This window comes from Lysobacter rhizosphaerae, from assembly GCF_054779795.1.
In genome coordinates this window covers 698,137-711,353 of record NZ_BAAGXO010000001.1, presented here as the reverse complement: position 1 = coordinate 711,353, position 13,217 = coordinate 698,137, and the positions used below count along the sequence as shown (strand labels likewise).

General features: G+C 68.4%; 10 protein-coding genes. 7 read left to right on the top strand and 3 right to left on the bottom strand.

Annotation, left to right across the window (positions count from 1 at the left end; all coding sequences use genetic code 11):
* The first annotated feature begins 34 nt into the window (after positions 1-34).
* Entirely contained in the window at positions 35-901 is an 867-nt protein-coding gene (locus tag ACYVGE_RS03325; protein WP_460727000.1) for a DMT family transporter, read from the top strand.
* Between the two features lie 21 nt (positions 902-922).
* On the opposite strand, the gene ACYVGE_RS03320 is transcribed toward ACYVGE_RS03325, so the two are convergent.
* Together ACYVGE_RS03320 and ispG are read right to left on the bottom strand one after the other, a co-directional pair.
* On the bottom strand, positions 923-1,645 hold the full coding sequence (locus ACYVGE_RS03320; protein ID WP_460726998.1) for a phosphatase PAP2 family protein: 723 nt from the start codon (positions 1,643-1,645) through the stop codon (positions 923-925).
* A complete protein-coding gene (gene ispG, locus ACYVGE_RS03315; RefSeq protein ID WP_460727293.1) occupies positions 1,623-2,858 on the bottom strand; it encodes a flavodoxin-dependent (E)-4-hydroxy-3-methylbut-2-enyl-diphosphate synthase in 1,236 nt (411 codons plus the stop codon). Before ispG ends, ACYVGE_RS03320 begins: the two co-directional genes overlap by 23 nt.
* A 134-nt stretch (positions 2,859-2,992) precedes the next feature.
* Here ispG and xseA point away from each other — a divergent pair, with 134 nt between their 5' ends.
* From xseA to ACYVGE_RS03300, 3 genes are all read left to right on the top strand, one after another.
* Positions 2,993-4,333 carry an exodeoxyribonuclease VII large subunit gene (gene xseA / locus ACYVGE_RS03310; protein WP_460726996.1) on the top strand — a complete coding sequence of 447 codons (1,341 nt, stop codon included), beginning with the start codon at positions 2,993-2,995 and terminating at the stop codon, positions 4,331-4,333.
* Positions 4,334-4,420: 87 nt separating this feature from the next.
* Positions 4,421-5,845, top strand: a complete 1,425-nt coding sequence (locus ACYVGE_RS03305) for an aldehyde dehydrogenase family protein (RefSeq protein WP_460726994.1) — start codon at positions 4,421-4,423, stop codon at positions 5,843-5,845.
* 88 nt (positions 5,846-5,933) lie between these two features.
* The gene (locus tag ACYVGE_RS03300) at positions 5,934-7,745 is read left to right on the top strand and encodes a vWA domain-containing protein (protein WP_460726992.1); all 1,812 of its coding nucleotides are present in this window, start codon (positions 5,934-5,936) and stop codon (positions 7,743-7,745) included.
* A 73-nt stretch (positions 7,746-7,818) separates the two neighbouring features.
* Here ACYVGE_RS03300 and ACYVGE_RS03295 read toward each other — a convergent pair whose 3' ends face one another.
* A complete protein-coding gene (locus tag ACYVGE_RS03295; protein ID WP_460726990.1) occupies positions 7,819-10,752 on the bottom strand; it encodes a bifunctional diguanylate cyclase/phosphodiesterase in 2,934 nt (977 codons plus the stop codon).
* Positions 10,753-10,977: 225 nt separating this feature from the next.
* On the opposite strand from ACYVGE_RS03295, the gene ACYVGE_RS03290 reads away from it, so the two are divergent.
* Genes ACYVGE_RS03290 through ACYVGE_RS03280 form a run of 3 tightly spaced genes read left to right on the top strand, consistent with a single transcriptional unit; the run spans position 10,978 to position 13,135 of the window.
* Entirely contained in the window at positions 10,978-11,532 is a 555-nt protein-coding gene (locus ACYVGE_RS03290; RefSeq protein ID WP_460726988.1) for an RNA polymerase sigma factor, read from the top strand.
* Positions 11,529-12,554 carry a hypothetical protein gene (locus tag ACYVGE_RS03285; protein WP_460726986.1) on the top strand — a complete coding sequence of 342 codons (1,026 nt, stop codon included), beginning with the start codon at positions 11,529-11,531 and terminating at the stop codon, positions 12,552-12,554. Before ACYVGE_RS03290 ends, ACYVGE_RS03285 begins: the two co-directional genes overlap by 4 nt.
* Positions 12,551-13,135 carry an IMPACT family protein gene (locus ACYVGE_RS03280; protein ID WP_460726984.1) on the top strand — a complete coding sequence of 195 codons (585 nt, stop codon included), beginning with the start codon at positions 12,551-12,553 and terminating at the stop codon, positions 13,133-13,135. Before ACYVGE_RS03285 ends, ACYVGE_RS03280 begins: the two co-directional genes overlap by 4 nt.
* Positions 13,136-13,217: the final 82 nt, after the last annotated feature.

Here is a 13,217-nt window from a genome sequence, read left to right as displayed (position 1 = left end):
GCCGCAACATCGTTTCCTCCGCGCCGCGGGCCTGATGCTCGTCAGCACCCTGTTCTTCGGCCTGATGGCGATCACCATACGCTTCGCCTCGCGCACGGTGTCGACCTACGAGATCGCGTTCTTCCGCAATGCCTTCGGGCTGCTGGCGCTGCTGCCGGTACTGCTGCACGGCGGTGCTTCGCTGCGTACGCGGCAACTGCCGCGTTACCTGCTGCGCAGCTCGATCGGGATCGGCTCGATGCTGTGCGCCTTCTGGGCCATCGGCCACCTGCCCCTGTCGCAGGCGATCGCGCTGTCGTATTCGACGCCGCTGTTCGTCACCATCGCGGCGGTGATCTGGTTGGGCGAGACCGTGCGCAAGCGGCGCTGGGCGGCGGTGATCATCGGCTTCATCGGTGTGCTCGTGATCGTGCGTCCGGGCACCAGCGGCTTCTCGCACGGCTCGCTGATCGCGGTGCTCGCCGCGGTACTCAGCGCGATCGTCGCGATCCAGATCAAGCAGCTTTCGCGCGTGGACCCCGCCGACACCATCGTCTTCTATACGTACGTGTTCTGGGTGCCGCTGTCGCTGATCCCTGCCGTGTTCGCATGGACCTGGCCGCATGGCATCGAGTGGGCCTGGCTGGCACTGATCGGGGTGTTCGGCACCGGCGGCCAGCTGCTGTGGACGCGGGCATTGCGCCTGGGCGATGTCTCCGCGCTGACGCCGATCAGTTTCATGCAGCTACCCGTGGTGGCGTTCGCGGGCTACCTGTTCTTCGACGAAGGCATCGATCACTGGACGATAGCGGGCGCGGCGATCATCTTCTGTGCGAACGCCTACATCGCCCATCGCGAGGCGAAACTGTCGCGGCAGCACGCGACCACGGCGCCGGTGGAAGCCGCAAAACCGGCGGAATGAGCGCTTGATTACTGGGCGGCCCTAACCCGGGCCGGCTGGCGCATCCCACGGATGGCGGGCGTGCTGGAACACGACCAGGAAGCAGGACACCGCCCATACCGAAGCCGCTGCCCAGCCGGCGAGGATGTCCGAGGGGTAATGCACGCCGAGATAGATGCGCGAGAACCCCACCAGCAGCGTGAAACCCATTGCCAGCGCCGTGACCGGCAAGCGCCATGGAGTGCGCCACACCAGCAGGACGCAGACCCACGCCAGGGTCATCGAGCCCATCGCATGGCCACTGGGAAAACTGTAGGTGCCCTCGGGCGCGATCGACTCCCACAGCGACGGCCGTTCCCGCGCGAACAACTGCTTCGTCGCCAGGTTCAACAGGGCCGAGCCGCCGAGCGCGAGTCCGGCAAACAGGCCTTCGCGTGCCCGTCCCCTGATCGCGAGGACCAGCACCAGCGCCACATCCGCGGGCACCACGCCCCATTGGTAACCCAGCGCGGAAGACAGCAGGAACACCCGATCCAGGCCGGCGTTGGCCATGCCGTGGGCGAAATGCAGGATGGGAGCGTCGAAGAAGAAGGCCTCGCCTTCGTGCAGTTCCTCGACCAGCCCGGCGAACCCCAACAACGGCACTAGTACGCCGATGAACAGCAACAGCAGGCGCAGCCAGTAACGTCGCAGGAACGCCACGCCGAAGCGCGCGTCCTGCTTGATTGTTCGTGCCGCGGGCTCAGCCGGGGCCGGCGGAACCATAGCGCCGTTCCACGTACCGGTCGATCAGTCCCACGAAGTCCTGGGCGATGTTCTCGCCGCGCAGCGTCACCGTCTTCTCGCCGTCTTCGAACACCGGCGCCGACGGCGCCTCGCCCGTGCCCGGCAGGGAAATGCCGATGTTGGCGTGGCGCGATTCACCCGGGCCGTTCACGACACAGCCCATTACCGCAAGGGTGAGGTTTTCCGCGCCGGGATGGGTGATCTTCCACTCCGGCATCTTCGCGCGCACATGCTCCTGCACCCGCTGCGCCAGTTCCTGGAAGAAGGTGCTGGTGGTACGGCCGCAACCGGGGCACGCGGTAACCATCGGCGTGAACGCGCGCAGGCCCATCGTCTGCAGCAGTTCCTGCGCCACGATCACTTCGGTGGTACGCGACTGGCCGGGTTCGGGCGTCAGCGAGATGCGGATGGTGTCGCCGATGCCTTCCTGCAGCAGGACGCCCAGTGCCGCGCTCGAGGCGACGATGCCCTTGCTGCCGATGCCGGCCTCGGTCAGGCCCAGGTGCAGGGCGAAATCGCTGCGGCGCGCGAGTTCGCGATAGACCGCGATCAGTTCCTGCACGCCACTGACTTTCGCGCTGAGCACGATGCGTTCGGCCGGCAGGCCCAGCTCCACTGCGCGCGCCGCTGAATCCAGCGCCGAGCGGATCAGCGCTTCGCGCAGCACTTCGGCGGCATCCAGCGGTTCGGCGAGCTTGTGGTTCTCGTCCATCAGCTGCGTGGCCAGGGCCTGGTCGAGCGAGCCCCAGTTGGCGCCGATGCGTACCGGCTTGCCGTATCTGATCGCGAACTCGATCAGCGTGGCGAACTGCGTGTCCTTCTTCTTGCCGAAGCCGACGTTGCCGGGATTGATGCGGTACTTGGCCAGCGCCTCGGCGCAGGCCGGCTCGCCGGTCAGCAGCTGGTGACCGTTGTAGTGGAAGTCGCCGATGATCGGGACGCTCAACCCCATCATCGCCAGCTTGTCGACGATGCGCGGCACGGCGGCGGCGGCTTCGGGCGTGTTGACGGTGATGCGCACGAGCTCGGAGCCCGCGCGCCACAGCTCGGCGACCTGCCTCGTGGTCGAGGCGACGTCGGCGGTGTCGGTGTTGGTCATCGACTGCACCACGACCGGCGCGTTGCCGCCCACCTGGACGCCACCGACGGTGACGGCGCGGGTATTGCGGCGCGGCTGGGGGCCGAAACTCATGCCCGCGCAGGGCGGCGTGGCTGGGGCGAGGTCGAAGGCGGAATTCATGCCGCCATTGTAGCGTCGGCGTGACCCGGCGCCCGGGCTGCGGTACGGTGGGCGGCCCGCTTTTCGGCCGTTTGTTGACCTGATTCATGAACCTCGACGACGCCAGCAACGTCCTCACCCCGTCCCAGCTCAACACCCTGGCGCGCGACCTGCTGGAAGGCAGCTTCCCGCTGATCTGGGTAGAGGGCGAGCTCGGCAACGTCTCGCGGCCCTCTTCCGGCCACCTGTATTTCGTGCTGAAGGATGAACGCGCGCAGGTCCGCTGCGCGATGTTCAAGCCGAAGAGCTCGTGGCTGAAGTTCGTTCCGCGCGAGGGCGTGCACGTCCTCGCGCGCGGCCGGCTGACGCTGTACGAGGCCCGCGGCGAGTACCAGTTGGTGCTCGACCACATGGAGGAAGCCGGCGAAGGCGCGCTGCGCCGTGCGTTCGAGGAGATGAAGGCGAAGCTGGCCGCCGAAGGCCTCTTCGACAGCGATCGCAAACGCCCCCTGCCCCATTTCGCACGCCGCATCGGCGTGATCACGTCGCCGAGCGGTGCCGCCGTGCGCGACGTGCTCAGCGTGCTGGCGCGGCGATTTCCACTGGTGGAAGCCGAGGTGCTGCCGGTACAGGTGCAAGGCGCCGCCGCTGCCGCCCAGCTCGTCTCGATGCTGCAGCGCGCCGCGGCCTCGGGCCGCTACGACGTGCTGCTGCTCACGCGCGGGGGTGGCTCGCTCGAGGATCTGTGGTCGTTCAACGACGAGCGACTGGCGCGTGCCATTGCCGCGGCCCCCGTACCCGTCGTCTCGGCGGTCGGCCACGAGACCGACTTCAGCCTCTCCGACTTCGCCGCGGACCTGCGCGCGCCGACGCCATCGGTGGCGGCGGAGCTGCTGGTACCCAGCCGCGACGACCTTGCCCGCCGCCTGCGCGCGCTCGACGCCCGCCTCCACAACCTGCAGGCGCAGCGATTGCGCGCCGCGATGCAGCGCGCGGACCGCGCCGCCCTGCGCCTCAATGCCTTGCGACCGCGGGCGCGCCTCGACGCGCTCTGCCGGCGCCAGGAGGAAGCACTGCGCCGTCTCGCGACCGCGTGGCAGCGCCGACTCGAACGCGAGCGCGCCCGCGTGCGCCACGCGGATGCCGTACTGCGTGCCGCGCATCCGCAGCGGCGCATCGTGCGCTTGCGCGAACGACTGGCGGCGGTGTCGTCGCGACCGCAGGCCGTAATCGTGCGTCGCCTTGGCAACGAGATGCTGCGGCTTCGCGGACTCGCCCGCTCGCTGGAAGCCGTGAGTCCGCTGGCCACCGTGGCGCGCGGCTACACGATCCTCCGCCATCCCGACGGCCGCGTCGTGCGCAGCGTGCTCGATGCCGCGCCGGGCGATCGCCTCGATGCGCGCCTGGCCGATGGCACGCTGCCGCTGCAGGTAGTGAAAACAACGTAGCGTCGTCCACGCCAACGCGCGCATAACGAGCCGCCCCGGGGACATGGTTTAGGCTTCGCCGGACTGGTTCGCGGACAGGAGGTTCCCATGCTCGCCAAGCACTATCCCAACTATCTCGCCAACCAGCCGGTGACTGCCAAGCAGGAGCTGGACGTCCTCGACAAATACACCGGCAAGCGCGCCACGCGCGTGGCCCTCGCGGATGCGGCGACCGTGCGCAAGGCGATAGTCGCTGCGTACAAGGCACGCGAAGCGATGGCGGCGTTCCCTCCGGATGCCCGCCGCGACGTGCTGGAGCACTGCGTCCGCCGTTTCAACGAACGCTTCGAGGAGCTGGCGCAGGCGCTGTGCATCGAAGCCGGCAAACCGATCCGGGACGCGCGTGGCGAGGTCACCCGCCTGATCGACACCTTCCGCATAGCCGCCAACGAAGCCACGCGCAGCCATGGCGAGCTGCTGGAACTGCAGATCTCGCCACGCGCACGCGGCTATCGCGGCATGGTGAAGCGGGTGCCGATCGGCGTGTGCAGCTTCATCACGCCGTTCAACTTCCCGCTCAACCTGGTCGCGCACAAGGTCGCGCCGGCGATCGCGGCCGGCTGCCCCTTCGTGCTCAAGCCCGCGGACAAGACCCCGGTCGGCGCGCTGATCATCGGTGAGATCCTCGCCGAGACCCACCTGCCCAAAGGGGCCTTCTCGATCGTCGTCTGCACCACGGACAACGCCGCGGCCCTGGTCGAGGACGAACGCATCGCCCTGCTGAGCTTCACCGGTGGCCTGGTCGGCTGGGACCTCAGGGCGCGTGCTGGCCGCAAGAAGGTCACGCTCGAACTGGGTGGCAATGCGGCCTGCATCATCGACGCCGATCCGGGCGCGCCACTCGATCAGGTGGTCGAACGCCTGGTCTTCGGCGCTTACTACCAGTCCGGGCAGAGCTGTATCAGCGTGCAGCGGATCTACGCGCATGCGGCCATCTACGAGAAGCTGCGGCGCAAGCTGAAGGCGGCCGTCACCCGGCTGCCCATGGGCGACCCCCACGACGAGAAAACGTTCATCGGCCCGATGGTCAACGACGAGGCGGCGCAGCGCGTGGAAAGCTGGATCGCCGCCGCGCGCAAGGGTGGCGCCAAGGTCCTCGCCGGTGGCCCGCGCAAGCGCAACATGCTGCCGGCCGCACTGCTGGAAAAAGTCCCGCACGACAGCGAGCTGTATCGCAAGGAGGCCTTCGGTCCGGTCGCGATGATCGAGCCCTTCGATGATTTCGACGACGCGCTGGATCGCGTCAACGACAGCGACTTCGGCCTGCAGGCCGGCGTGTTCACCGGCAACCTGGCGCATGCGATGCGGGCCTGGGATCGCCTGGAAGTCGGCGGCGTCATCGTCGGCGACGTGCCGAGCTTCCGCGTCGACAACATGCCCTATGGCGGCGTGAAGCATTCGGGCCTCGGCCGCGAAGGCGTGCGCTATGCGATCGAGGACATGACCGAGCAGCGCCTGCTGGTGATCCGCTGAACCCTCCCGACGATTTTTTTCTTCGGGGGCTAACCCCGTCCACGAAAGCCATGCGTTTCCATCGGCAACCCAGCCGTGGAGATGCACCATGCAACGTTCGCCCCAGCCGCACCGCTTGACCCTGGCCCTTGGCTTCGCCCTGGCCCTGGGCGCATGCAGCACCACCCGCCCCAGCCTGGGCAATGCCGAGGAGGCCGACGCCGCGGCAGCGGCGGAACCGGCGGCAATCGCCGCAGACGCCGCTGCAGAAGCAGCAGATGGCGCGGCGCAGTACCGCCGCGAACGCAGCGCCCGCGAGGCCGAACGCAAGGTCGCCATGGCGCCGCCCCCTGCGCCACCGCCGCCCGCAGCGAAATCGCTGGATCGCATCAGCGTCACGGGTTCGCGGGTGCAGGCAAACCAGGTGGCACCCGCCGCCGTCATGGCGCTGCAGCCGATGGCGTCGCCAATGCAGCCGGCCAACACCGAGAAGTACGCACACAACGCCGACAACCCGGTGCACCGCACGTCCGAGGAACCCGTTTCCACCTTCTCCATCGACGTCGACACGGGCAGCTACAGCAACGTGCGCCGCATGCTGACCGAAGGCGTCCGCCCGCCCACCGATTCGGTGCGCGCGGAGGAGTTCGTCAACTACTTCGACTACAACCACCCGGCGCCTGCCTCGCGTGAAGTTCCGTTCCGGGTCACCACCGAACTCGCACCGGCCCCATGGAACAGCAAGCGCCAGCTGCTGATGATCGGCATCAAGGGCTACGACGTGCCGAAGGCGGAGATACCGCCGGCCAACCTGGTGTTCCTCATCGATACCTCGGGCTCGATGCAGGATGCCGACAAGCTGCCGCTGGTGAAGGACGCGTTGCGCCAGCTGGTGAAGCAATTGCGGCCGCAGGACCGCGTGTCGATGGTCGTGTACGCCGGATCGGCGGGCCTCGTGCTGCCTCCGACCTCGGGCGCACACCGCGACGACATCCTCGGGGCCCTGGATCGGCTCGAAGCCGGCGGCAGCACCAACGGTGGCGACGGCATCCGCCTTGCGTATTCCATGGCGAAACAGGCCTACATCAAGGACGGCGTCAATCGCGTCATCCTCGCCACCGACGGCGACTTCAACGTCGGCACGGTCGACGACAACGCGCTGGAGACCCTGGTCGCGGATCAGCGCAAGAGCGGCATCGCCCTGACCACGCTCGGCTTCGGCCAGGGCAACTACAACGATGAACTCGCCGAGAAACTGGCCGATGTCGGCGACGGCAACCACGCCTACATCGACACGCCGATGGAAGCGCGCAAGGTACTGGTGCAGGAAATGGGTTCCACCCTGCTGACGATCGCCAAGGACGTGAAGATCCAGATCGAGTTCAATCCGGCGGTGGCGGCCGAGTACCGGTTGATCGGTTACGAGAACCGCGTCCTCAACCGCGAGGACTTCGCCAACGACAAGGTCGATGCCGGCGACATCGGCGCCGGGCATGAAGTGACGGCGCTGTACGAGATCACGCCGGCAGGTTCCGGCGCGGACCGCCTGCCGCCGCTGCGCTACGGCCAGGGGGACAAGTCCGCCAACGCCGGCGATGCGAAGGAACTCGCCCACCTGCGGCTCCGCTACAAGCGCCCTGGCGAGGACACCAGCCGCCTGATCCAGACCCCGATCCTGCGTTCACAGCTGGCGGCCACGCCAAGCGAGTCGCTGCGCTTCGCCACCGCGGTTGCCGCCTTCGCCGATGCGCTGCGTGGCGGCAAGCAGATAGGACAATGGAGCTGGAATGACATCGCCGCGATGGCGAAGCGTTCGCTCGGAAGCGACCCCTGGGGTCAGCGCAAGGAATTCGTCGAACTGGTCGAACAGGCGGGCAAGCTGACGTCTGCGGACGGAGTCGCCGTGCAGGTAAGCGAATAGCCCTCCCCCGAAACGAGACGGCTCCGTCATGTGACGGAGCCGTTTTCGCCTCGATGCCGCTTCGTGTTTCCGGTCAGCGCAACGACGCCATCGGCAACAACTGCTCGGTCGGATGGCCGAACAGGTAGCCCTGTCCATGCTGGCAGCCGAGTTCACGCAGGATGATGCGCTGCGCTTCGCTTTCCACGCCTTCGGCGATGGTATGGATGCCGAGCGAACCGGCGAGCGCCTGGATGGCGCGCACCACGGCCATGCTTTCAGGCCGCGTGTCGCCCACGAGGCCGGCGACGAAACTGCGGTCGATCTTCAGGCACTCCAGCGGGAAGCGGTGCAGGTACGACAACGCCGAGAAGCCGGTGCCGAAGTCGTCCAGCTGCACCAGCACGCCATTGCTGCGCAGCGTGCGCAGCATGCGCAGCGCCCTCGCCGTGTCATCCAGCAGCGCGCCCTCGGTGATCTCGATGCGCAGGCGGTGCGGGTTGGCGCCGGCTTCGTCGAGCAGGCGCAGCAGGCGGTCGGCGAAGTCCGGCGACAGGAAATGCCGCGGTGACACATTGACCGAGATATAGCCGAAATCCTCGCGCGCGAGCCGCTTGGCCACCTGCGCATACATCAGCCAGTCGACCTCCTCGATCAGGCCGCTGTCCTCGCCGAGTCCGATGAACTCGCCCGGCGCCAGCAGGCCGCGCCGCTCGTGGCGCCAGCGCAGCAGGGCTTCGTGGCCGATCACGCGACGGTCGCTCAGGCGCACGATCGGCTGGTAATAGGCGACGAAGTCGTCGCTGTTGATCGCCCGGCGCAGGTCGGCCTCGAGGTCGAGGATGCGCATGGCTTCCTCGCGCATGACCTCGTCGAACACCGCACAGCTGTTGCGGCCATTGGCCTTGGCCCGGTACATGGCGGCGTCGGCGTCGCGCAGCAGTTCGGCGCCGTTCTGGTAACGCGCATGCCAGGCGGCAATGCCGACGCTGGCCGAGGGGAACACCTCTCGCCCGGCCACCCAGCACGGTTCGCCCAGCGCGACCAGCACGCGGCGGGCGAGGTCCTCCGCTACCTGCAGGTGATCGATATCGTTGATGAGGATGGCGAATTCATCGCCACCCAGGCGCGCGACGGTATCGCCGCCGCGTACCGTCGCGACGATGCGGCGGCCAGCTTCGATCAGCAGCTCGTCACCCGCGGAATGGCCGACGCTGTCATTGACCAGCTTGAAGCGGTCGAGATCGAGGAACAGCACCGCGAAGTGCCGTGCCGGGGAATGTCCCTGCGCCGACTCCGCCTGCGCACGCGCGATCGCGGCGGCCAGGCGCTCCAGCAACTGGCTGCGATTGGGCAGCCCGGTCAGTGCGTCGTGGCGCGCCTGGTAGGTGAGCTGCTGTTCGGCGCGCAGGCGTTCGCCGATCTGCGAAAGGAGTTCGGTGTTGGCCTCGGCCAGCTCGCGGGTGCGCGAGGTGACGCGCTGCTCGAGCTCGCCGTGGGCGACCATCAGCCGGTCCTGCGCCTGCTTGCGCATGAGGCCGATGCCGATATGGTGCGCGACGAAGGTCAGCAGTTCCTGGTCGCGGTTGGTGAAGCTGATCGCCGGCGAATAGCTCTGCACCGCGATCACGCCCACCACGACGTCGTCGCGGAACAAAGGCACGCCCAGCCAGCAATGCGACAGCGTGCCCAGCGTGCGCACCTTGCCCGCGCGTTGCAGCTCCTCGATCAGCGGACGATCGGCGAGCAGCGCATGGCCTTCGCGAATGACGTATTCAGTCAGGCCGGCGGCGAACTGGCGCGTCTGGCGCACGGCGTCGCGCTCGTCGATCGAATACGGGAACTCGATCAGTTCGCCGCCTTCGGCAACCAGCGCGATGTAGAAATTGCGCGCATACAGCAGCTCGCCGACCACGTCGTGGACCTGCGCATAGAAGCGTTCCAGCGTTTCCGAGGTGATCGACAGCTCCGCGATGCGGAACAGCGCGCGCTGCAGGCGCTCGCCGCGCTGGCGCTCGACGATCTCCGCCTGCAGGTCGCGATTGCTGTGCTGCAGAGCGCGCGTGCGATCCTCGACGCGCCGCTCCAGGTCGTCACGGGCCTGGCGCCGGTCCAGCGCAGTGAGGATGTGTTGCGCGACGTAGCTCAGCAGTGCGCGCTCTTCGTCCTTGTAGAGATCGGGACGGTCGTAGCTCTGCACCACGATCGCACCGCTGACGCGATCGGCGCGACGCATCGGAACGCCGAGCCAGTCGTCCGCATCGGGGCCATGGACGGCGTCGCGGGCAACACCCAACTGCTCGCGCAGCACATCGGAGGGACCGCGCAACGCTTCGCCATGCCGCAACAGCGCCAGGGTCAGGCTGTTGGGCATGTCGATGGCGGGGATTTCGAGCGACGGATCGGCGACGTAGGGATCCTGCCGGTCGGCGAAATAGAGGAAGCGAAGCGAATCGCGGGCATCGTCGTACAGCACGATGTAGAAATTTTCCGCGTACATCAGGCCGGCGACGATCGCGTGGACCCGGCGCAGCATGTCCGCCATCTCGAGATCCGAACCGGCCAGGTCGGCGATTTCGTACAGCGCCTGCTGCAGGCGTTCGGATTTCTCCAGCAGTTCGGCGCGCGCCTGCGCCTCGGTGGCGGATAGCTGCGCGGCGACCAGCATCGTCGCCATCGCCAGCCATCCGCGCCGGACAGGCTGCGGCGTGGTCTCGGGAACGTGAGCCACGATGGCCGCGCGCAGGGAGCCCTCACCCTCCCACGACTGGGCGAGGGTCTGGGCATCCTCATGGGTGTGGCCCGTGGCCATCAGCTGGTCGGCGGCATCGTGCAATCGCGCCGGCACGTCCCCGGACACGGAAAGGCCCAGGGCGCCTGCGCCGTCGCGCCAGCGCACCAGCACCTGCGAACCCGCGGGCAGCCCCTGCTGGAGCACGCCCGCCAACGCCTGTGCGTCGCCGCACTCGGCTGGTTCCGCCGGCTTGACCTTCGTCGCCCGCAATCGCTGCACTAGCCCCCCGGCCATCCCCTGACAACGTACGCAGCATAACCCCAGCAGGCACCACTGGAAGTGCAACCCCGGCCATCGGTCCCGGGCGTTATTCCTGACATGGAGCTTGCCCTCGCACCGCCGCTGATCCCTTCAACCCCGAATCCCCCGGCAAATACCCCCGCCCTTGGCCCCTCGCCCCGGCCGGCGACGACGGCCACCCGCTTCACGCCATTCGCGCCAGCCCGTAACCTGACCGCGATGAATCCCGGCGCGGACGCCAATGACGACCTGTTGATGCTGGCCTGGGTGGGCGGCGACGCGGCGGCGTTCGAGATCCTGTATGCGCGCCATCGCGGCCCGCTCTACCGCTTCCTGCTGCGCCAGGTGCGCAACCAGGCGCTGGCGGACGAGTTCTTCCAGGACGTGTGGCAGCGCGTGATCGCCGCGCGGGCCGGCTGGAAGCCGGATGCCGCGTTCGCCACCTGGCTGTTCAGGATCGCCCACAACAGACTCAACGATCATTGGCGGGCGGCCAAGCACAGGCCTCCGGCACCGGAAGACTCCGACGAGCGCGCTGCTCGGGTGCCCGACCCGACCACGCCCGAGCGCGAACTGTCCGAATTCGAACAGCGCCGCCGCCTGCAGCTGGCGATGGAGGAACTGCCGGACGAGCAGCGCGAGGTCCTGGTCCTGCGGCTCGAACAGGAATTGAGCCTGGACGAAATCGGCGCCATCACCGGCGTCGGCAGGGAAACCGTGAAGTCGCGGCTTCGCTACGCCATGGACAAGCTGCGCCAGAGATTGAACGAATGACCACCGCCCACGACCACCACGAACCGCTGGACGCCGAGGAAAGAGACCTCGCCGCGCGGCTCGCGCGCACCGGTCCGCTCGATGGGCCGCCGCCTGCGCTGGACGCGAAGATCCTCGCGGCCGCGCACGCCGCCGCGGCCACGCGTACGCGCGGTCGCCGCCATCTGGCGTGGCTCGGCGTGCCGCCGGCGCTGGTTACCGGCATGGGCGTGGCCGCCGCAGCGGTGCTGGCGCTCGGCCTGGTCTGGCAGCTGCGACCGCAGTACAGCGGCGTCACCGCACATGGCGATGCTGGCGAAGAGGAAGTGATCCTGGTTGCCGAACCCGCCGCCACCGCGCCGGCCGCAAGCACCAAGGCGCCGCCCGCCGAGAAATCGCTTGCGGGCGCCGCCCCGCAACGGTCACGGCGCGCGGCACCGGCAACACTGGAATCCGTCCCGCAGCCCCGCGAAGACACCGCCAAAGCCGTCGCGGCGTCCGCTGCAGCGGCTGATGCTGCAGCGGCTGAAGAAGCGGCCGCCCAGGCCATGGCATTCGCCGAGGAAAGGCGCGAAGCCGACAGCGCTGCCCGCGCTGCCGCCGAGTCCGGTTTCGTCGCGGAACCGCCTGCAGCCCCTGCGCCCGCTGCGGCCGCGCCCGCGGTTGAGCGGAAGACTCGCGCCACTTATACGACCGCCGAGCGGCGCGAACAGGCAGCAAACGCCGCCCCCGCCGCTGCGGCTGCGGCACCACCGCCACCCGCACCAGTCGCCGCCGCCGCGGATGCCGAACCCCAGACACTGGACCGCATCGAAGTCACCGGATCGCGCATCAAGCAGAACGGGGACATCGATTGGGCCGGGATTCCCGTCAGCGACGACTCCCGCCTTGCCGCGCCGGAATGGCTCGAACGCATCCGCGCGCGCCGCGATGACGGCGACACCGACAATGCGCGCGCCAGCCTGCGCCTGTTCCAGCGCAAACATCCCCGTGTCCACCTGCCCGACGATCTGCGCGCGCTGCTGGCCGAAACCCGGCGATGAGCGACACGCTCGCGGCACGGGCGATGCACACGCTGGAGGTGAAGCACAGCCGCTTCATCGTCCACGCCGCGCCGGTGGCCGCCCCGGATGTCGCACTGGCCTTCCTCGCCGAAGTCGCCGATCCGGCCGCGACGCACAACTGCTGGGCCTACCGGATCGGCGCGCAGTACCGCTTCAGCGATGACGGCGAACCGGCGGGAACCGCGGGAAGGCCGATCCTCGCCGCGATCGAGGGCCAGGGTTACGACCAGGTCATGGCGGTCGTGACGCGCTGGTACGGCGGCATCAAGCTGGGCGCGGGCGGACTGGTCCGCGCCTATGGCGGCTCGGCGGCCGAATGCCTGCGGCTCGCATCGCGACAGGCGCTGATTGCCTATTGCGAGCTGGTGATTACCTACCCCTTCGAGGTGACGGGCGCGGTGCACGCGGCGCTGGGGCAATTCGGTGCCGAAAAACTGGCTGAGGATTTCCTTGCCGAAGGCGCCAGCTTGCGCCTGCGCCTTCCGGCCGATCGCATCGACGCCTTGAAAATCCAGTTGCGGGACGCCACCCGTGACCGGGTGCGATTCGGTTCCGCCTGAAGTTTCGCTCCTGACCACCCTTGCCAGCACACTGACGCCTCGGGCCTTGCCCTGACGTTGTGCGCAGCGCCCATCCGCCCCG